16 protein-coding genes are annotated in these 20,288 nt (G+C 50.2%); 4 read left to right on the forward strand and 12 right to left on the reverse strand.

All coding sequences use genetic code 11. From position 1 onward, the window contains the following. Positions 1-280: 280 nt before the first annotated feature. A complete protein-coding gene (locus SD10_RS15800) occupies positions 281-1,114 on the reverse strand; it encodes a class I SAM-dependent methyltransferase (protein WP_052731203.1) in 834 nt (277 codons plus the stop codon). Between the two features lie 275 nt (positions 1,115-1,389). Here SD10_RS15800 and SD10_RS15805 point away from each other — a divergent pair, with 275 nt between their 5' ends. Beyond that, a complete protein-coding gene (locus SD10_RS15805; RefSeq protein WP_046574952.1) occupies positions 1,390-1,977 on the forward strand; it encodes an RNA polymerase sigma factor in 588 nt (195 codons plus the stop codon). Beyond that, positions 1,974-2,765, forward strand: coding sequence for a hypothetical protein (locus SD10_RS15810; RefSeq protein WP_046574953.1), 792 nt, complete (start codon positions 1,974-1,976; stop codon positions 2,763-2,765). Before SD10_RS15805 ends, SD10_RS15810 begins: the two co-directional genes overlap by 4 nt. A gap of 8 nt (positions 2,766-2,773) precedes the next feature. Here the strand turns inward: SD10_RS15810 and SD10_RS15815 are convergent, their stop codons facing one another. The 8 genes from SD10_RS15815 to SD10_RS15850 all read right to left on the reverse strand — a co-directional run bounded on the left by SD10_RS15815 (position 2,774) and on the right by SD10_RS15850 (position 11,668). Continuing rightward, positions 2,774-4,429: a LamG-like jellyroll fold domain-containing protein gene (locus tag SD10_RS15815; RefSeq protein WP_046574959.1), complete on the reverse strand. Its 1,656-nt coding sequence runs from the start codon at positions 4,427-4,429 to the stop codon at positions 2,774-2,776. A gap of 29 nt (positions 4,430-4,458) precedes the next feature. Further along, positions 4,459-5,361, reverse strand: coding sequence for a tetratricopeptide repeat protein (locus SD10_RS15820; RefSeq protein ID WP_046574961.1), 903 nt, complete (start codon positions 5,359-5,361; stop codon positions 4,459-4,461). A 9-nt stretch (positions 5,362-5,370) separates the two neighbouring features. Continuing rightward, entirely contained in the window at positions 5,371-7,614 is a 2,244-nt protein-coding gene (locus tag SD10_RS15825) for a serine/threonine-protein kinase (RefSeq protein WP_046574962.1), read from the reverse strand. A 32-nt stretch (positions 7,615-7,646) separates the two neighbouring features. Further along, a complete protein-coding gene (locus tag SD10_RS15830) occupies positions 7,647-8,420 on the reverse strand; it encodes a caspase family protein (protein WP_046574963.1) in 774 nt (257 codons plus the stop codon). Continuing rightward, positions 8,410-9,231, reverse strand: a complete 822-nt coding sequence (locus SD10_RS15835) for a PP2C family protein-serine/threonine phosphatase (RefSeq protein ID WP_046574964.1) — start codon at positions 9,229-9,231, stop codon at positions 8,410-8,412. The genes SD10_RS15830 and SD10_RS15835 overlap by 11 nt, the downstream gene beginning before the upstream one ends. Positions 9,232-9,234: 3 nt before the next feature. Then, complete coding sequence (locus tag SD10_RS15840) at positions 9,235-9,837, reverse strand: FHA domain-containing protein (protein WP_082111615.1); 603 nt, start codon at positions 9,835-9,837, stop codon at positions 9,235-9,237. Between the two features lie 5 nt (positions 9,838-9,842). Beyond that, entirely contained in the window at positions 9,843-10,832 is a 990-nt protein-coding gene (locus SD10_RS15845) for a hypothetical protein (RefSeq protein ID WP_046574965.1), read from the reverse strand. Positions 10,833-10,912: 80 nt separating this feature from the next. Then, complete coding sequence (locus SD10_RS15850) at positions 10,913-11,668, reverse strand: FHA domain-containing protein (RefSeq protein ID WP_046574966.1); 756 nt, start codon at positions 11,666-11,668, stop codon at positions 10,913-10,915. Positions 11,669-12,242: 574 nt separating this feature from the next. Here SD10_RS15850 and SD10_RS15855 point away from each other — a divergent pair. Continuing rightward, entirely contained in the window at positions 12,243-14,195 is a 1,953-nt protein-coding gene (locus SD10_RS15855; protein ID WP_046574967.1) for a KUP/HAK/KT family potassium transporter, read from the forward strand. A gap of 93 nt (positions 14,196-14,288) precedes the next feature. Next, the gene (locus SD10_RS15860) at positions 14,289-15,350 is read left to right on the forward strand and encodes an NAD-dependent epimerase/dehydratase family protein (RefSeq protein ID WP_046574969.1); all 1,062 of its coding nucleotides are present in this window, start codon (positions 14,289-14,291) and stop codon (positions 15,348-15,350) included. A gap of 85 nt (positions 15,351-15,435) precedes the next feature. Here SD10_RS15860 and SD10_RS15865 read toward each other — a convergent pair whose 3' ends face one another. The 3 genes from SD10_RS15865 to SD10_RS15875 are packed head-to-tail and all read right to left on the reverse strand — an operon-like array spanning position 15,436 to position 20,284. Further along, positions 15,436-17,766 carry a glycoside hydrolase family 3 protein gene (locus SD10_RS15865; protein WP_046574971.1) on the reverse strand — a complete coding sequence of 777 codons (2,331 nt, stop codon included), beginning with the start codon at positions 17,764-17,766 and terminating at the stop codon, positions 15,436-15,438. A gap of 58 nt (positions 17,767-17,824) precedes the next feature. Further along, positions 17,825-19,366: a carboxylesterase/lipase family protein gene (locus SD10_RS15870; protein ID WP_046574973.1), complete on the reverse strand. Its 1,542-nt coding sequence runs from the start codon at positions 19,364-19,366 to the stop codon at positions 17,825-17,827. Positions 19,367-19,408: 42 nt separating this feature from the next. Then, the gene (locus SD10_RS15875) at positions 19,409-20,284 is read right to left on the reverse strand and encodes an alpha/beta hydrolase (protein ID WP_046574975.1); all 876 of its coding nucleotides are present in this window, start codon (positions 20,282-20,284) and stop codon (positions 19,409-19,411) included. Positions 20,285-20,288 lie beyond the last annotated feature (4 nt).

Below are 20,288 nucleotides of genomic sequence, written 5' to 3' on the forward strand. Positions count from 1 at the left end.
TATGAGAATTAACAGGCCAAAATCGGGCCTCAACTAATCACTTTGTCTGCGTTACTTTCCAGCTTGTATACCCGATGCTGATGTTGTCCTCCCTTCTGGTGAAAGCTCGTTATGGACAGGTAAAGCGTATTGGATAAGCGTTGTGTGGCACTGGCCAGCCGAACCTCATGTTTGGTACCGTGGGCAAGAAACTGCCCGTTCCGCAAGCCTGATAGGCTTGCGGAACGGTAGCAGTAAGCAGTGTGATCGTTGCTGTAATATGGCGGGCAGTCAGCTAAGCCTACTTCATATCCACCGCCCGCTTGGCAACGATGGTGTACATGAGTTGCGTTTTATTATGCTGGGCAAAGTATTGCTTGTGGTATTTGATCTGAATATCCCCGAAGCCCAATACACCTAAAGCCTGTTCCAAAAATTCGGGTGTAAAGTGCCACCAGGTTTCTTCGGGGTGCCCCACGGCCGCATTGGGTCGAAAGATCAGGGATGGGCCTAGTAGTTTCTTCCGGATTTTCCGCACCGCCGATTCACCCATCCACCCAAATAGCTGGTTTACAATTTTCTGTCGACCGGTATCCAGAATCTCCGTGACAATGATGGTTTCCCGGGTGATCTTCGCAACCTGTTCCAGCGCCAGAAAAGGGTCGCGCACATGGAGTAAAATGCTGCCAAACGTGCTGATATCCACTAAACCAACGGTTTCGGGAATCGCATAAACGGTACCGTGCACGAGCTGCGCCTTGGACTCAAACAGCGCATGACTCAGGTGGTAGGCGTTGTTGAGCTTGCGGATGTGGTTTTTGCGTTTGGGCGCCCAGGCAGCCCCGTCTTTATGGGCAAAAGGAACCATATCCCAATCCTGGTCGGGCGATAGATCGTAGCTAACGACCGAGGCCCCTTTCTTTTCCATGTAGAACGTAAGAAACCCGTTGGCCGCTCCCATTTCGAGTACCCGCTTGTTGCGTAAATCAACATGGCCCAGGTAATCGCCGGCAAACTCCCGCAAGTCCCATTCGCCCTTCATTTCACCCAGGCCGGGTAAGTCAATCGTGTGATAAAAATAGTGATCGTCGGCGTTAACGGTTGGCGAATCGCCGGAGGGGTTGGCTGTGTTCATGCGCTTGTCTGGTTGTGGATTTTGTGAAAAGAAATGTTGGTCCTTGACTTGTTTTGTAGATGTAGATAGGAAGCAGAAAGCGGAAACTAGTTTCTTGATAGCTGATTTTCGAGTATGTATAGCTGGAGGTGTCAAAAGGTGAGTGGTCGTGAGGAGAAATTTTTAGAAATATTCTCACTTACCTTTTTCGTGTATCTCCCATTAACCCATAGTAAGTTCGCTGGCAGATACGATTGTAGGCCATTGGAGTTTATATTCGTCCATTCTACAGCCTTATGTCAACCCGACCGCTTCCTATTTACTCAACTGAACTCGAATTTTATACGGCCTTGACCCGTCGCGATGAGCGGGCTTATCAGTTTTTATACGCGGATGTGTTCCCTTCCTTTCGGTATTGGGTACTGTCCAACAGTGGCTCCGAGATGGACGCCGAAGATTCGTTTCAGAAAGGCTTACTTAATTTTCTGCTGAACGTAGAGACCGGAAAATATCAGCTTCAGGCAGAAGCCCGCATCACCACGGTCGTCTTTGAATATTGTAAACGCGTATGGCAGACGGAGTTGAAGTCGGCTCGGTTCCGGACAAAAGCTACCTTGCCTGATGCAATCGACACCGCCGATACAGCCGATGTAGTTAAGGATCTTGAACGAATGGATGTGGTGGAGGCCGTTCGGAAATCGCTGGACCAGCTTAAAGGTGAATGCCGGAAATTGATGGAGTGGTTTTATATGGATGATCTCTCCTTAAGGGACATTGCCGAACGACTTGGCATGAAAGAATCTTCGGTTAAATCGAAGCGCTATGATTGCGCAGAAAAGCTCAAAGCGTTTTACCTGAAAACAGCGACTCAGCAAGGGTTATGAATTTATCGGAACAGCAATATGAGCTTATTGACGCTTATTTAACCAATGAGCTTTCGGCAGCCGACCGGGTTGCCTTTGAGAATGATATGAAAGCGGATGCGGAACTCCGGACAGAGGTCGACCGGCAACGCGACATCCGGCTGGGTCTGCGGGCATTGGGGATCGAACGGGCACTGCAACAGGCAAAAGCGCAGTACAAAGCAACCTCGGCGCCAATAGAAACCGCGTCTGCTAGCCAGCTCATTGTTCGGCCGTTGGTTTCCTGGCGGTACTGGGCTGCGGCCGCTTCGGTGGTTGTTGTGCTGGGCGTTGGGTATTTTACGTATCAGCAAACGACAAGCCGGCAGGCGGATCTTGCCTATGCCGAGACGTTTTCGTCTGACCCGACGGCTGACTTGATGAAGGACTTCCCAACCGGCAAAGTAGCGCCTTCCATCCGAGGTCAGTTTCTGGACGCGACGACGAAGTACAAGTCGGGAAAGTATGATGAGGTGATCGACCAGTTAAAAACCCTGCCCGCTGATAAACAGACGATGCAGTACCGGAATTATTTTCTGGGCTTAAGTTATCTGGCCAACAAGCAGCCCGTCGAGGCCATTCCATTGCTTACGAAAGCCCAAACGGCATCGTCTGGTACACTTCGGCAGAAAGCAGAATGGTTTCTGGCGCTGGCCTACGTCAAGAACGAGCAAAAAGAAAAGGCCCTACCCATCCTGAAACGAATCAGTACAGATAAGGCCCATCCTTTCCAATCACTGGCAAAGCGAGTGCTCAAAAAGATCGAGTAAGCTGGTTTTTATTGCTTGTACAACGCATCCACTTCGCTGGCTGTCAACGCCCGTTTGTAAATACGAATGTCGTCCATTGCGCCATGGAAGTACCAGTTAAGCCCTTGAATGGCCGCGCCAAATTTCAACTCCGCACCCGGACATTTATCCATTTTATCGAGAGGGAGATCAGTGTTTGTATATAAGGGAACGTTGTTCAAATACATTCGAACGGTTCTTCCACTGTAGGTAAATACCAAATGGTACCAGGTGTTTACTTCAATTCGGCTGGTAAAGGGAAATTCCAGCCATCCTTTTCCGGGCTGACATCCGCTATTCTGTTTAATATTGGTCATAACTGTAGTATTAGGACCAAGATCGTTTTCCAGCTTCAATAAGGCACTATAGGTTTCAAAATTACTATCACTAAAGCGAGACTTATTGTATACCTGCATCCGGTGCGTGAAGGAAGACATTTTAAACCAGATACTTACGGACAGTGCTTCAGGATTCAGGCTGTTGTTGCTATTCTCAGGCATATAGAAATAATCATTCACACCGTCTAAGAAAATAGCTGAATTAGGTCTACCCTTATGGTCAGTCGTAAAAGTAGGGTTATCGACTAATTGAACATGGTTATTATACCCGCTGACATCCAAAAGCGATTGGTCTGTGAACGAAACAGAGGCAATGAGGTCCTGAGCGACAGGGTCAATTTGGGTCGTAAAGGACATGATCGGTCCATATATGATCTCTCCCGATGCCAGCCTGGCAAACGAACGATAATAGTAGGTTTTGTTTGAAGTCAGGTCGTTTAGGTTAACAACGACATTGGCCCCTGCGGTAGGGCTGACGATTTTAACCGAAGGGCTGTTTACATCCGGTATATTGGTCGTTGATGAGTAGTAAATTCCATACTCGATGGCGGCTGGATTGCCCAGATGCTGTACGACCAAATTAATCGAAGCCGTTGTGACACCTACACTCGCGGTGCCGTTTGTAACAACCACCGGATTTTGGCCCGTCTGGAATGTTTGTACAGCACTATAAACGGTTCCAGCGGCATTGGTGGCAAAGCTACGAGCGTAGTAGATCACATTTGACTGGAGGCCGGTTAGCGACATAGGGACAGCTGTGCCAGTAGGTGCTGGTAGTGCGCCCTGAACTACGGTATCGTTCTCTTTATCTGGCGTTTGATTTGTTGCCGAATAGCAAATACCGTACTGGGTAATCGTCGCGTTTCCATTAGAAGTGATGGTCATTCCGGCCAATGCTGAGGTAGTGGAAACGGTCGTGATTGCCTGCAATGTCACCGTCGGCTTAACGGCATCACTCACAGTAACGGTCTGCTGTATTGTGGTTTCAAGGCCGCAGGTGTTCGTCAGGGTAGCCTTTACCGTATACGTACCATTGGCGGGGTACGTGTAGCTCACGGTCATTCCTGTAGTAGCCGAAGTACTTCCATTACCGAAATCCCAGTTCACTTTATCGATGGTGCCACCGCTGTTACTAATTGAAAAGTCGACTTTCCGCTGCTGTGTCGGGGCATTGAGCGTTCCCGATGGTTTAACACACTCGCGCTGTGTTTTTTTAGTAGGGACTTCCCAGTTGCCACAACTTAAAAGCAGACTACCGAGGCCACAGACTGAAAAAAGGATAAGAAGATACGTACGTGATGTCTGCATTTTTTACGGAAAAGATGGTGTGAAGTAAATCAAAACGTGTAGCCAATTGCCAGTCCCCAGGACTGGGATGATGGTTTCCATTGCAGCCCGCTGACACGGGATTTTGGCTTGTGCAACAGCAAATAAAGCTCGGCTACGGTTGCCACGGCAGCCACGCCCACGCAGGCTTTGAACAACCCGTTTTTCTCTTGAGCAGCCTGAGCGGCATTGTAAGCCGCATCATATTGCCGATAGCTATCAGGGTTGGCAATAACGCCACTTCCGGTAGGATCGACCGTTTGGCTTACCTGGTTTAGTGTGCTCATTTTCGATCGGTAATCGCTACGCAACAGAGCGGCATATGCGCCCGCTCCTACCGCAACCAAACCCGTAACGACCTTTATACCAATAAGTTTAGCAGGTTTTAGGCGTTCTTTAACAATTCGGATTTGAATTTGCAGGGATTCACGTTTTGCTAGGGTAGCGTACTTGAGAGCCTGCTCATAATTGTTTAAAGATTCCAAATACCGTTTCTGATTAAAAAATTTATTACCTTCTCGTTCGTAATAATCGGCGAACTGCCCTTTTGTGATCAGGTCATCCGGGTTTAAATTCAGCAGTTGATCCAGGAGCTTGACCGCGTCCAGACCTTTGCCCTGCCGCATGGCGTCGTCGGCCTGCTGGCGTAAAGCAATTCCGGTGGTACATTCCTGAATCTGCTCTTTGGCATAAGGGTCATTCTCGAAGCCGGGAACTTCGAGGCAGTTCTGATATTGCCGACGGGCTTCCAGGTATTTACCTTCTTTGAACAGGTCATCACCGCGTTTTTTGTACCGGTCGTACTCCTCATCAACCATGACGGCACTAGAGGTCCGGCCCAGCACCTTGGCGGAGGGTACCATAGCGAATGACAGGAACAGGATAAGGATGAAGAGGTGTAATAGTTTATGCATAAAATTGGGTTACTGGTTTGTACATTGTTTAATTTTCCGCCGAACTTCTTCGGTGTCTTTCAGCGACTTCGCGACCTGATACCAGTCTTTGGCTCCCTCAAACTCATCCCGATCAAAGATTCTATTGGCAGTCGCCATGTAGGTTGTATAGGCGGCATCGGCTTTAGCCGTGTTGAGTTCCTGTTCTTTTGCCAGCGAACGGGCTTCTGTAAAATCAGCTATCGCTTTAGTCTTGTTATTTCCCTTCGCTATTGCTTTCTGGCCGCTCTCGATGAGCTGATCATATTTTTCCTGTGCTTCCAGCTTTTCGTTCTTCGGTGATTCTGGAATTGGAGTTGTTTCCGTCGCTTTTGATTTGTCTGATTCTGGTGTTTCTTTTTTGGGTGATTCTGGTGAACCAGCAACTGGTTCCTCTGTCTTCTTCTCTTCTGGCATTTTACCCGGCAATTCTTTCATAGCCGTTATAGCCTCCGTCCGTAAGGCAGCCACATCCCGTCGTTCAGAATCAAGACGCAACGCGCTGTTGGTCATCGTAACAACAGCCATGTAATCTTTCTGCAGGTACGACCGTTTCGCTTTACCCAAGGCTATGTCTATTCGAGCTTTCAGCGCTTCTTTTGATTCACCCAGCAATGGCTTTATCACTTCCGGAGTTTTCTCTGGTACAGGCTTTGACCCGATCGTTGGACTCACGGCCGCCTTTGAATGACGCTCCGTTTTTCCTGTAGGCTTTGACGGGTCAGGTGTAGTACTTCCTAGATTAACATACAGCACAATGCCCCCGACAACGAGGGCGATGGGCGCCACAACCCGCCAGGGAAACACTCGCCCCGTTGGGTTGACGAGAACGGGTTGACTAATCGGTGGTAGAACAGGCGGCTGGCTAGCGGGTTTGGTCGACGATTTAGCTGGTGCCGCAAAAGCAGGCTTTGTCGCCTTTGCCGACTCGCGCTTTACACCCCTGACAGCCAACGGCTTGTCAGGCTTTACAATAGGGGCTGGCGTCGGTACATAAACATCGGTACGCTCCTCCTGATACACATCGGTCAACTCTGGCTCAGGCACCAGTGATTTTGGCCGAAGAGCCTCGATGCACAGCGCCAAGCCACGAATGGCGGTTTCCTCAACCGCATTCAGTCGCAATACTTGCTCATACAGTACCTTTGCTTGAGCGAAACGCTGTTGACTCATCAGATTTTGTGCTTCCTGCAGCAAACTTACCTGGTGCTGCTGTTGCAAGCGGGCTACACACTGTTCCAGCCCTTTTTGAGCCTCACTATGGTGTTCGCGCTTAGCGAGTACCTGCTCATATAAGGTACTCGCTAATTTATATTCTTGCTTGTTTAGTAATTCATGCGCTTCAGCAATCAGTTGCGGAATCGCGTCCAGCAAATCCAGCAATTCCTGTTCCTTGCGAACGCGCTCATGGATGTCCCGAACCAGACACCGACGAATGATCGCCCGGTATGGCTCGGCAACCTGGTCAAGGCGAGCGGGGAGGTCGACCGTTACGATCTTCTTTTCAATTTCGCGTCGAACGGATTGTTCACTGCTGTTGCGCGCGTCGGACCGGAAGGGCTTCTCTCCGGTCATCATCTCATACAGAATAACCCCAAACGCCCATAAGTCGAGGTTAAAACTAACCCGACTCCCTTCGATCTGCTCCGGTGCTTTATAGGATGGTGTTCCGCGACCATCGCTTAGGTCAAAATCAGAGCTGTCCAGTTCCTCATCGCTCACCAGCTTGCTCAGGCCAAAATCCGCAATTTTGGGAATAAATCGGCCCGCATTATCGCGTGAGATCAGAATGTTGGCCGGTTTGAAATCACGGTGAACGATCCGGTGGCGATGCAGATGCTGAAGACCCAGCAAAATGCCCTGCGTAATGTCATAAATCTGCGAGGGAGTTAGCGCCACCCGTCGGATCAGGTCAGCCAGATTGCCATCCGGATAGTACTTCATAATCGCGAAGTCACTAACACTGGTATCTGTTTCGAGCCGATAGCAGGCATCATATCGGGCAATATTAGTTTGCCGGGGCACCCGCTGCGCCAGTTCAACCTCTGCCTTGAGGGATTTCGTATCGTTTCCTTTAAACTCACTTATTTTAACGGCAACCCATTCTGTTTCAAGCTGGTCTTCAACCTTAATAACCCGACCGTATGAACCACTGCCCAGCAAAGCCCCTTCGTCGTTGGGGCGAATGGGGTACCGTTGTTTGAAGTCTTTAAACGATGTAAACGTTTGATTCATATACCTGACTAACAAGTCAATAACTAATAGGCCTATCGATACGACAAAGGCAAGCTGTCGGAAAAACGCCCATAAAACATGGGCGTTTGACGGCCTCGGGTTCGCTTCCTGACCGCCGGCCCTACATACTGGTGTAACTCTCGTATCGTTACAATTCCGTTGCCATCCAGATCACCCTGTCCCGTCAGGCCCTTGATCAGGAAATGCGTAAACGCCCCACCCGCTAACTGGCCATCTTCAACGGCATACTGCGTAGATCGACTGGCCAATATCATGGCCACATTGCGGCCGTCATTTACCTTACTTTCTATAGCAGTTCGACTGATTTTCTGCTGGGTCATTCCACCAGACAGGCAGGCATCGGCGATACACAGCTTTGTTATGGCTGAAGACTCATGAAAAGCGGCTTTGATGGCTTGATACGATAACATCTTCCCTTGATTGCCCGGTCGGGCGTCGTAGGGGACAAAGCTGCCAGGCAAGCCATGCCCCGAAAAATAGAGGATAACCCGGTCATTGGTGCCTGCCTTTCGGAAAAGCTGTAAGGCTTGCTGAACCGCTGACAACGTAGCCTGCCGGTTGGTCAGGAGCCGAATATTTGCCATCGGCACATTGCCGCCAGACTTACTCTGCAAAAAGGTAACGACCTGTCGGGCATCCCGATCGGCAAATCGCAAATCGCCCGCTGCATATGAGAGAGCTTTATAATCGGAAATACCGACCACCACCGCATAGGTAGTTCCGGGGGTGGCAGTGGGCAGGTAACCCAAAAACGAGCTTACCCAGATCAGTAAATTAGTCAGCATACTTTTGGGAAGAATCGGGCAGATGAACGGATTCTGCTTGTTTTACGTAGCTAATGCCAATCAGATAGCCAGAATAATTATCCTTCGTTTGCTCACCACACATGGCCTGCAGCGACTGTATTTTGGTCAGATCGGGCAAGTTGCTGGCGAGCACAGTTTCCAGTACATAGTCATCCATTTGCTCCAGCACACCATCTGTACACATAAAAAAATAATCTCCGGCCTGAATGTCGGTTAAGGTGACCATATCAGGGACAGAGCGGGACGTATGGCCTTTTTTATCGGTAGAGCTAGCGACCACCGCCCGGCTCAAGCGATTGCGCCAGGGATGCGACAAAGCCTGGGTAGCCGTGATGATGCCCGATTCGACCATGTCATTCACCTGTCGATGATCTTGGGTTTGAAAGACGATTTTACCCGCCCGAATCTGGTAAACGCGGCTATCGCCTACATGAGCCACCGTAACACCGTTTTGATGAATTTGTAGCAAAGCAAGCGTAGAGCCCATGCGATTTACAAACGGATGCTGCTCAAAATAAGCCTCATACGCGTCGTACGCTTGGTCTAGAGCAGCGTTCAGATGCACCTGATCAAAAACAGGATCATTCATCGCCAAGGCATAATCGCTTATAGCTGTGCATAATAACTGGCTGGCAATCTCGCCCTTGTCGGCGCCACCCATACCATCGCAAAGAATAAACAGCTGGGTCTTGTCCGTTGCCATACCGACAGCCGGATACAGGGCATCCTGATTGATACTGCGCTGCCCAATGTGCGTAAAGGCGAAGGGCAAAGCGGATTGGATATACATAGGTTACTCGGTGCGGTCGGGGTTATAATCTAGTGAAACCTTATAGGTTTCGAGCATCGTGGCTGGTATGGAGTAGTGCGTCAGACGAAACCGATCCAGACCTCCCAGTGTAACGATCGACTGATCATTCACATCAATAATTTCTGTTTTCAGCAAGAGCATGCCGTCAACCATTGTCCCGTTCAGGCTGGGTTGACTGGATTGAGAGCCGGGGTCGACAGCTCCATCCTGAAGATGATACCGAAGCTGACCTGTCCACTTGTCGAATGTGATCGTCAATGTGCAATGCCGACGGCTGATAAAGCAGCGACCATTGTGAACGAACCGATTTACCTGAATGGTACTCGTGTCGGATGTGCCAATCACATTGCGGCCAAACTCAAGCGGGTAGGTCGCGCCAGAATCACCTAGATAAGCCAGTTGGCCAAATGAAGGCAGGCCCTGCACGATAGCTTCGTCGTACTGAAACGCTGTTTGTACTACGTTAACAGCCCCACAGCCAACATGAGAACAGACAATAGAGCCGCGCTCAGCGTCGGCCGCACGCACCATAATTCGCCGACCACATTGCTGACAGACAATAAGCGTTGTTTTAAATCCAGCCATGTTTTCTATTCGTCCATGTCACGCACATCCCCATTATTGACATAGGTATCGTCGGGCTCGTGTGAATCAGCGAGGTATTGCTGTTCGTCGGCTTCATCATCATCCAGACCGTGCTCATGCGAACCCTGCACATCGGGCGTTTCCACGGCGTCAGCGTTGGGTGTCTCAACGAGTACATCGACATCCGGCTCAAGAATCGAATCCACTACTTCTTTCGACATACTCGCTTCGAGTCCCTGGTTAAAATCGTCATTGGACAGAACGAATGGTTCGTCAATTCGCTCAACTTCTACCAATTCACCGTTGAGCGAGTCATAGCGATAGAGCGTATCCAGACCATCGTCGCCACGGGCATCGACGACGCGGTAGGTATAGCCATCTGCGCCATCCAATACGATCGTATCAATCACACCATCCCGATCAAAATCCAGGCCCATTACCCGTTGGCCATTGAGGTGGCCTTCAATAATCGTTGGCTCCACGTCCGCTGTCGGGGCCGAAGCAACGTTCTGAGCATTTGGCACCGGCGAGCCATAGGGTTTCACGGGCAATTTTTCGCCCAGGATGTTTTCCGTATACTCCTGCCGTTGCTCCAGCGAAAGGCTATTCCACTCCTCTTTTTCGAAGGTATTGTACCAGTGCCCGTGCCAGCTAAACACCCCCCCCATACCAACCTCCTGGCGAGCAGTTGTAAAGGCCTGCTCAAACGACATATTGTCCGTTACTTTTCCGGCAACGTCAACATCGTCGGGTAATTCTACAGTCGGTGAGTCTGGCGTACCTGGTTCAGCAGTCGGAGTATCTGTTACTTTTCCATACTCCTTTGTTCTTTGGGCAACCGCCCAGGCGGCTCCGCCTAATAGCATTGTGGCGGCAGAAATGCCCAGCACTTTCTTTTGACTGGCGTTGATGCCTGATTTAGATAAGGAAGGCGTTGATGGTATCATGGAATAGGTATCGGTTGGCAAATCGGACTGGTTGGCAAGTTGCGACATGGCTGATAGGAGAATAAATCTTGATTGATGTGGATGAATAAAGCTTATCCCAAAAAGGTAAGTGTAAAGGGAAGACTTTTTTAGTTGACCCAAATAGCCTGACAACGTCGGCAGCTCTTTTGCTGGACGAGCAGTTCCCACTCGCGCGTCCCGAATGGATCACGACAGGCTGGATTAGGGCACCGGTATTTCTCACGGTATTCTTTCTCAATGACTTCCAGCTTCTCTTCGGTTGACAACAGCGTCGAGCATAAGGTGGGGACCAACATACTTAATCCTGCTCCTGACATAATGTGAAGCAGGGGTAAAGCCGCCCCTCCTGTCGACAGAACCGAGCTAATCCCGACAATCGATGAGAGAATTACGCTACCCGTCCGAATCATTTTTTCGCGATTTCGGCATTCTTTTCGAAGTATCGGGTATTGTTGATAAACCTGTTGCAGGTCGGCAAAGGCATGGGTAAAGTCAAGCGGATTTGCGTCTGCGTTGGGAGATTTTTTTGTGGCAACTGGCGCTGACTGTACGGTGGATTTGACGGGCTCGTTTTTTATTAGAGCCAGAATTTCATCAACTGTAAGAACGGTGTCGGCAAAGCGAAGCGTATCCTGTTTGTCAACTACTTTGCGCGTAACACGCACGTCATTCACAAACGAGCCATTTTTACTGGAAAGGTCCTCAACGATGAAGCTCGTTGACGTGCATTGAATCAGCCGGGCATGATGCCCACTCACTTTACTCTGGGGGAGAACCAGTTGATTGTCGACACTTCGTCCAATTGTATAAGCAGTCAATTGGCTTAAAGTATCAATCAGTTGGTAAAACTGACTATCGTTCATGGGTGTGGAAGCTATAGAATCTGCTAGCTGACAGCGACTCTACTATATGAAGCGAAGATAATTTATTTCCTTTATATAATGTCGACTTCTGTATACTATTTATTTACCCATCAAAAAAGAGATGGCCCGTTAAGCTAACGGGCCATCTGCAAAACACACCTAATTAAACAGAACCAAAAAATCCGCACTAAAACTATATACATACTTACGTTTTAAAGCAGACTTTAGTTTTATCGGTATAAAGTTACTGATTACTTTCTCCACACTTATCTTTCCGGGTTCCGTTACCCCTAAAAGCACGTTTCGTTCAGAAAAACCCATTTGCCCTTATTTTCTCAACTTAACATAAGTCACCTGTGGGCATCTGATTCCAACTGATTTTTAAGGGGGTATTGTGGTTAATGCATCATTTTTCGCGTTGAATCCGTCTAAACAGCTAGTTGCCTGTCTTTATACGGCTCAATTGAGCGTAACTTTCAACCCAATACACGTCAAAACGGTGCAAACATCGGTTATCTTTGCGCCGTTTTGACTCGCTACCCGCTCGTAAGACAAGAAGGCGCTAGCCTATTTTATGGAAGATAAGAAACATATAGACACCGTTACGGCTGCCGGTCTGTTAGTGGCCATGGGCATCATTTACGGTGATATTGGTACATCGCCCCTGTACACGCTCCGGGCAATAATTGGAGCCGGAAATGTTATTCGACCTGATGTGGTCCGTGGCGCCCTCTCCTGCGTTCTCTGGACACTGACCCTGCAAACAACCGTCAAATATGTCATTCTGATTTTGAGGGCCGACAACCGGGGTGAAGGGGGTATTTTTGCGCTGTATGCACTGGTCAGGCGACATGCCCGCTGGCTTACGCTCCCGGCCATTATTGGGGGGTCAGCACTGCTGGCCGATGGTATCATCACCCCCCCTATTTCGGTATCGTCGGCGGTAGAAGGATTGCGCCTGCTTTATCCGGCCATCACGCCCACCGAAATTATTGAGATTGTTATCGCGATTTTAACCATCCTGTTTCTGATTCAGGCGTTTGGGACGAATGTAGTCGGAACGGCCTTTGGGCCGATCATGCTCGTGTGGTTTGTAATGCTCGGTACCCTCGGCGCCATTCAGATCGCTCAGGCACCGGGCATTCTGGCGGCTATTAATCCTTACTACGCCTGGTGGTTACTCGTTGAATACCCCGGTGGTTTCTGGCTGTTAGGGTCTGTTTTCCTCTGTACAACGGGGGCCGAAGCACTCTATTCGGACATGGGTCACTGCGGCCGGTCAAACATCCGGGTGAGCTGGGTATTTGTAAAGTCCTGCCTGATCCTCAATTACTTCGGCCAGGGAGCGTGGCTCCTGGGCATCCAGGGACAAGTTCTGAAAGATCGAATTCCTTTTTACGAGGTAATGCCCCCCTGGTTCCTGACCATCGGTATTGTCATTGCAACGGCGGCTACCGTCATTGCCAGTCAGGCACTTATCAGCGGCTCGTTTACGCTCATCAGTGAGGCCATCCGCCTTAATTTCTGGCCCAAAGTTCAGCTGCGGTACCCGAGTGTTCAGAAAGGCCAGCTTTACGTGCCCAGTGTGAACATGCTCCTTTGGGCGGGTTGCGTCGGGGTGGTTCTTTATTTCCGCGAGTCGTCGAATATGGAAGCAGCCTACGGCCTTGCTATTACGCTGACCATGCTGATGACCACCTTGCTCATGTCCTATTACCTCTATACACACAAGTACCAGGCGTGGTGGGTGGTGTTGTTCCTGACCGTTTATCTGGGTATCGAAGGGTCTTTTCTCGTCGCCAACCTCATTAAGTTCCCGCATGGTGGCTGGGTATCGGTGATGATTGGTGCGGCCATAGCCGGGGTGATGTACATCTGGCTACAAGCCTTCCAGATTAAACTTCGCCTGACCGAATACGTCCGCATCGACCAGTACACCCAGGCGATCAAAGAGTTAAGCCGCGACATCAGTATTCCTAAATACGCCACGCACATTGTGTTCATGAGCAATGCTGCCCGGCAATCGGAAATTGAATCGAAAATTATTTACTCCATTTTCCAGAAACGGCCCAAACGCGCCGATATCTACTGGTTTGTTCACGTCGATACGACGGATGATCCGTATACGATGGAGTACAAAGTAAACACCATTGCCCCGGACGACGCCTATAAAGTGACCTTTAAATTAGGCTTTCGGGTTGAACAACGCATCAATCTGTTCTTCCGGAAGGTAATCGAGGACATGGTTAAAAACAAAGAAGTGGACATTACCAGCCGCTACGAATCCCTTAGCCGGCAGAATGTGATTGGTGATTTCCGTTTCGTTGTTCTGGAGAAATTCCTCTCGTTCGAAAACGAATTACCCGCTCGTGAACGGTTTATCATGAACCTATACTTCACCATAAAAGGATTTACTACACCCGAAGATCGGTGGTTCGGTCTCGACAGTAGTTCGGTAAAAGTCGAAAAAGTACCGCTGGTTATCCGCCCTGTCGAAAACGTCCAACTCAAACGTATTACAAGTTAATAAAAGAGCGAAAGAATGAAAGAGTGAAAGAGCGTTAAACAATAGTACCGCTTCATTCGCTCTTTCATTCTTTCGCTCTTTCACTCTTTCATTATGAAGCTATTAATCACAGGTGGAGCCGGGTTTGTGGGCTCATCGCTGGCGATCTCGCTGAAGCAGAATTATCCACAGTATCAAATCTTTGCCCTCGATAACCTGAAACGGCGGGGGTCAGAATTAAGCCTGGCCCGGTTGAAAGCCGCTGGCATCGAGTTTCTGCATGGCGATATCCGAAATAAAGAAGATTTTGATGCCTTGCCTGCCGTAGATACCGTGATTGAAGCTTCGGCCGAACCGTCGGTATTGGCTGGTCTGGATGGTACTCCCGACTATCTGATCAATACCAATCTCTTCGGCACTGTCAATTGCCTCAATTACGCCCTGAAGCACAAAGCCAACTTTATCTTTCTGTCGACGAGCCGGGTGTATCCCATCAAGACCATCGAAACCCTAAATTTCGAGGAAGCCGATACCCGTTTTATGCTGACCGACGACCAACCCGTACCGGGCGTATCATCCAAAGGGATTGCGGAGAATTTCCCGCTCGACGGTGCCCGGTCGCTGTATGGTACCACCAAGCTGGCGTCCGAATTGCTGATTCAGGAGTACAACGAATTCTACGGTCTCAAGACGGTCATCAACCGCTGTGGCGTCATTACGGGTCCCTGGCAAATGGGCAAGGTCGATCAGGGCGTTATGGTGCTCTGGATCGCCAAGCACTATTTCGAGCAAAAATTAGCCTACATCGGGTACGGTGGCACAGGCAAACAAACCCGCGATATGCTTCACATTGCGGACCTATACCGGCTCATCGACTGGGAACTGCATCATCTGGATGCCGTCAATGGCCAGATCCTGAACGCCGGTGGTGGTCAGCAGAGCAGCGCTTCGTTGCAGGAGCTGACCAAAATTTGCCAGGAAGTAACGGGCAAAACCATCCCGATCACCCAGGTCGCCGAGAATCGGGCTGCGGATATTCGGCTCTACATTACGGACAACACCAACGTGACGAACCTGACGGGCTGGAAACCTGAGCTGGGCATCCGCGAAATCGTGACCGACATTCACGACTGGCTCAACGAAAACCGGGCCGCCCTGGAGCCCATTCTGAAGTAAATCAGCACTTTATAAATAACCCAACTGTATCCACGGTTCGTGCGGTCGGTGCTCCGATCCTCACGGACCGTGGATATAGAAAACTCTACTGACCTGACTTTTTATAAGTAGTCGTGCGGGCATCCTTGATGACGCCTTTCCAATTCAGGCCAAAGCCAAAATCATACACATTCCCAAGTGCATCTTTGTAAGGAGTCATATCCCGGGGAATGTCTTCAGCTTGTGCTTCAACGGTTTTCATATCGGCCGGAAACTGCATGGGCAGCAGCGCCGAAGGCTCATGTGCGCCTGTCAAAATATCCATCAACGCCTGATCCTGCACCCCGAAATGAGCCAGAATAGCGTTTGACTGGCCCTCAAATTCGCGAACAACCGTGGGGTTGGATACCAACAAGGACACGATCACCGGCTTGCCCTTCATCCGAGCAAAGGACTCAGTCACCATGGCTAAATCAGAGCTATTGATGGTTTTAGCGGTTTTACCGTTATAGGTCCGGTTGGTGAATTTCTCCAGCGGATCGCCACCGGCAATACTCGGATCACGGCTCCCCTGGGCTTTGTAATCCGCATATTGCAGACTGACTGGCACGTAGCCCGTACCACCCGCTTTGGCATCGTCGGAGTCGTAGCCCCCGCCCGAATTTGGACTCTGAATGAACACCAGCGCGTAATCTGCCTCGGCAGGATTGTCGGTCACGGTAAAGTACTTTTTGACAACAGCCAGGTTGACCGGGTAATCCAGCTTTTCGGGGATTTGCATCCCCAGGAAGTTGCGGCCCGCCGGCGTAAATCGTTTGGGGATATAAACGGTCTTGCCTTTGGTCAATGGCAGTGTTTTTTCATTGTTTTTCAGCATCACCACCGACTCCAGCTGCGCCTGGTAACCGGCTTTCATAAACTCGGCCGTACCTACTGAGTTCTGCGATACCTGCGGCTCTAAATACGGGTTTTCAAAAAGCCCCACCCGGAAGATATTTTTCAACAACCGAACGGCCGATTGCTCAAATCGATTCCGCATGAACGCAACCCCGTGCTCTTTAACACCCATTTGATACGCGTCAATGACGGGTTTGGATTCGTTGTTGCCCCCGAACTGATCGACCCCGTTCATAAGGATTTTATAGTGTCGTTCAGCCACGGATAGCTTCTCCACGCCCCAGGATTTACCCGTCAGGAATACGTCGACGGCGGTCTCATCGGCGGTAATCAGCCAATCCGTGCACACGACTCCATCATACTTGTATTTTGTCCGCAGCAAATCGTGGATGATGTATTTGTTGTAGCTATTACCCACATTCTCACCGTACTTTTTATCCTGATCGAAGGAGATCGTGTAGTACGGCATGACGGCCGATGCCATACCCGTTTTCCCTTTCAGCTTGAAAGCGCCGTTGAGGAAAGGCTGAAAATGCGTTTCAAAATTCTTACCCGGATAAACCGCATACTTACCGTAGCCGTAGTGCGCATCGCGGCCACCCTCCCCCGAGCCACCGCCCGGCCAGTGTTTGACCATCGCATTCACACTGTGGTATCCCCAGCCACCTGTAATCTCGTTGGCACCCGTTGAGGTTTGAAAACCGTCGATGTAGGCCCGTGCCATATCGGTAGCCAGTTTAGGATCTTCCCCAAATGTACCACTAACCCGGTTCCAGCGGGGGTCTGTTGCCAGATCGACTTGCGGAGAAAGCGCCGTAGCAATACCCAGCGCCCGGTATTCCGTAGCGGCAATTTGCCCGAATCGATGCACCAGTTCAGGGTTGAAGGTGGCGGCCAGCCCCAGCGAGCCCGGCCACATGGAAATGGCACCGCCCGCCCCGGCGTTGAACTCGGCATCGGCACGGGTACCATGCCGGGGATCGGAACTACTGTTGATAGGAATACCCAGACCAAGGCCTTCGACCAGCGCCTGGGCATTGTTGTTCCATTCGGCGGCTGCTTCAGGGCTTTGCACCGACGTAATCAGGACGTGTCGGAGGTTATCCTTCGTTAAAAATTCCTTTTGCTGATCGGAGAGATCCGCCACTTTAGCGCCACTTTGGGCAAATATTTTTCCATTATAGGTACCTGCAAACGGGCCACCGGCTGCGGCCGGAATGGGCTGGTGTTTGCTGTAAAGCATTAGTCCGGCAATCTGCTCAACCGTTAATTTAGAGGCCAGGTCTTTAGCCCGTACGTCAACGGACAAACGCCAGTCTTCGTATTTATCCAGTTTGCCGTTTTTGTTCAGATCTTTGAACGCAAAGCCTTTTTCCGTGATCAGTTTTACACCCGAGCTGGTCGAGTAACCCAATGTTTTGCCTCCTTTATTGGTCACCTTCGTCCAGCTCCCCAGTTGGGCTTCGGTCCAGTTCTGACCAAACGCAACGGACGCCGAGAACAAGCTCAGCAAACCGATACAAATACGTTGTCTTTTCATTTTCTTAGGTTAAAATCTCTTTATGTTTACGGCTGGTGGACCGGCTCTTCTCATTCACTTACTTCTTAACCCCATAATACATTTCCCAGAAGGCGAGTTGGGGTTTTGTTGGCAAGGGAGCACTATTGATAGTTTTGTCGATAATGATGACCTGTTCAGTGGCTGGCGTATACGTTGGCCAGTTGGGCAAATTCCCTCCATTTGGATTGCCAGTCTTGGCAAAATTGACCCAATAAGATGACATCACATCGGCAATGTGCTGATCGATGGGTTCCCACGGCCGGTTGAGCGTATGCAGGTTGTTGTAGGCATATACGATCTCGCCGGAGTGAAACGCACCAAACTCCGACGCGGGTGTGGCGGCAGGCACCTGGCGGTTAAAATTATACATGTACACGGGCGCTTTACCCGTTTTGGCCTGCATGTTCGCCCAGGTATAGTCCTGAATACCAAAAGATTCGTCCCGATTACTATTTCCCTGCGCCTGGGCCGCTTCGGCGTCGTTCTGAGCGGGGTAAGCCGCCAGAAAGGCATCACGTTTATCCCCGAAGCGTTTCTTTACCTGTTCCTGAAAGGCATCGGCTTTGGCCGGAGGTCCCATTAATTTATCGTCCTTGTTCCAGCCAACGATGAGTGGTACATCACGCTGATGAGCCTTTGCGTAGCTATCCATAATGGGCTCAGGTGTAACGTATCCATCGACAATGGGAGAACTTGGTCCACCTTTCGCCTGCTGAATGGCATCGGCGGATAACGCCCGAAGTTCGGCCAGTGAACTCGCATTCAACGCTTTGGCAAACGACACGCCCTGTTGCTCGGCGCCTTGCAACGTCAGGTTGGGCCGGATAGGACTGGTCACAAAACTACCGCCACTCTCGGCAATTGCCTTCTGAAAAAGTCCTTTGGCGAGGGGTGATGCCGTCAGGAAATTGACCGCAAACGCACCCGCCGATTGCCCGGCGATGGTGACGTTGTTGGGATCGCCACCCAGGGTAGCTATATTTTTCCGAACCCATTGCAGTGCGGCAATCATGTCGAGCAGGGCATAGTTGCCCGATGCATGGTATCCTGACTCATCCGACAGTTCGGGGTGGGCCAGGAAGCCAAACACGCCAAGCCGGTAGTTAATATTGACAAACACGACGCCTTTTTTGGCCATAGACTCCCCGTCATAAATTGGGCAGGCACCTCCCCCGCTTCGGAAACCACCGCCGGGAATGAAGACGATCACCGGACGTTTTTCAGTAGCCGATTTTGCCCCCGTCCACACATTCAGGTACAGGCAATCTTCACTGATAGGCTGTTCGGGAATCAGGAATTCCGACGACCAGTACATAAATGGCGCCGGTTTCGCCTGCATGGGGCTAGGCCCGAATGCCTGACATTTCCGAACATCATTCCAGTTCGTAACAGGCTGCGGAGCTTTCCACCGCAAATTCGCCACCGGAGGAGCTGCGAACGGAATACCTTTATAAATCCGTACATCGCCCGATTTATTGGTCGTTCCCTCGATCCGTCCGTTGGCGGTTTTGACAACCAGCGATTGGCCGACAGCAGATAACGAGAGGATTATGAGGAGAAGAAAAATGACTTGTTTCATAGACTAACGAGTTTACCGGGCATCAGAATTATGGCCTACCGATTAAGGCATAACAGCCCCATTCTCCTTCAGGATTTTATGGAAAAACAGTAGGTGAGACGGCAGTGAATTCTCCCAGTAATCCCAGGTATGCCCGCCCGGATGTTCGGTATAGTCGTGGGGCGTCTGGTTGTAAACGAGCCGCCGGTGCAACTCCCGATTGGGTTCAATCAGGAAATCATCCACACCACAATCAATAATGATTTTCAGGCCGTTGGCTTTGATCTTATCGACCATATTCACCACCGAATTAGCCGCGTACAAATCGGGAGTTGCACCAGCCGGGCCAAGAATCCGTTCAAACTGCGGGGTAATCTGTTTGGCAAATTCGGGCGTAAGTTTCCAGTTCTTCCGGTCCAGATCGACGGCGCCACTCATGCTCCCAGCCGCGCAATATAAGTCCGGATGGCGCGCCGAAAGGTATAGAGCCCCGTGCCCTCCCATACTTAAGCCGCTGATTACCCGTCCTTTCCGATCTTTAATGGTGCGGTACGTATTATCAATTTTCTCAATAACTTCCTTTGTAATGTATGTCTCGAACTGGTTGTCTTTCCGAATGGGGCTGTCCAGATAACCGCTCAACGTTTCGCCTTCCGGTGTTACAATAATGAGGTTATATTGATCGGACAGCTTCTGCAACAACTGTTTGTCAGGCGTTTTCGATAGCCAGTCGCTGAACCGCCCTCCTCCCCCGTGCAACAGATACAATACGGGATAGGTCGCCTTGCCCTTCGCATAGGAATTAGGCAAAACAACGGCCGCCCGCAGGTTCTTCTGCATAGCCGCCGAGGGAATATCCAGCGAGTCGACTTTAGCGCCGATCGACAGAATGGGAGCACCGATCAGGCTTAGCAGGAATACCAATACCGTTCCTTTCATAAAG

It is taken from the genome of Spirosoma radiotolerans, assembly GCF_000974425.1.
Lineage (GTDB): Bacteria > Bacteroidota > Bacteroidia > Cytophagales > Spirosomataceae > Spirosoma > Spirosoma radiotolerans.

Excerpts from the sequence above, each read along its gene's own strand:
- SD10_RS15800 (WP_052731203.1), bottom strand. The coding sequence starts at position 1,114 with ATGAACACAGCCAACCCCTCCGGCGATTCGCCAACCGTTAACGCCGAC.
- SD10_RS15805 (WP_046574952.1), top strand. The coding sequence starts at position 1,390 with ATGTCAACCCGACCGCTTCCTATTTACTCAACTGAACTCGAATTTTAT.
- SD10_RS15810 (WP_046574953.1), top strand. The coding sequence starts at position 1,974 with ATGAATTTATCGGAACAGCAATATGAGCTTATTGACGCTTATTTAACC.
- SD10_RS15815 (WP_046574959.1), bottom strand. The coding sequence starts at position 4,429 with ATGCAGACATCACGTACGTATCTTCTTATCCTTTTTTCAGTCTGTGGC.
- SD10_RS15820 (WP_046574961.1), bottom strand. The coding sequence starts at position 5,361 with ATGCATAAACTATTACACCTCTTCATCCTTATCCTGTTCCTGTCATTC.
- SD10_RS15825 (WP_046574962.1), bottom strand. The coding sequence starts at position 7,614 with ATGAATCAAACGTTTACATCGTTTAAAGACTTCAAACAACGGTACCCC.
- SD10_RS15830 (WP_046574963.1), bottom strand. The coding sequence starts at position 8,420 with ATGCTGACTAATTTACTGATCTGGGTAAGCTCGTTTTTGGGTTACCTG.
- SD10_RS15835 (WP_046574964.1), bottom strand. The coding sequence starts at position 9,231 with ATGTATATCCAATCCGCTTTGCCCTTCGCCTTTACGCACATTGGGCAG.
- SD10_RS15840 (WP_082111615.1), bottom strand. The coding sequence starts at position 9,837 with ATGGCTGGATTTAAAACAACGCTTATTGTCTGTCAGCAATGTGGTCGG.
- SD10_RS15845 (WP_046574965.1), bottom strand. The coding sequence starts at position 10,832 with ATGTCGCAACTTGCCAACCAGTCCGATTTGCCAACCGATACCTATTCC.
- SD10_RS15850 (WP_046574966.1), bottom strand. The coding sequence starts at position 11,668 with ATGAACGATAGTCAGTTTTACCAACTGATTGATACTTTAAGCCAATTG.
- SD10_RS15855 (WP_046574967.1), top strand. The coding sequence starts at position 12,243 with ATGGAAGATAAGAAACATATAGACACCGTTACGGCTGCCGGTCTGTTA.
- SD10_RS15860 (WP_046574969.1), top strand. The coding sequence starts at position 14,289 with ATGAAGCTATTAATCACAGGTGGAGCCGGGTTTGTGGGCTCATCGCTG.
- SD10_RS15865 (WP_046574971.1), bottom strand. The coding sequence starts at position 17,766 with ATGAAAAGACAACGTATTTGTATCGGTTTGCTGAGCTTGTTCTCGGCG.
- SD10_RS15870 (WP_046574973.1), bottom strand. The coding sequence starts at position 19,366 with ATGAAACAAGTCATTTTTCTTCTCCTCATAATCCTCTCGTTATCTGCT.
- SD10_RS15875 (WP_046574975.1), bottom strand. The coding sequence starts at position 20,284 with ATGAAAGGAACGGTATTGGTATTCCTGCTAAGCCTGATCGGTGCTCCC.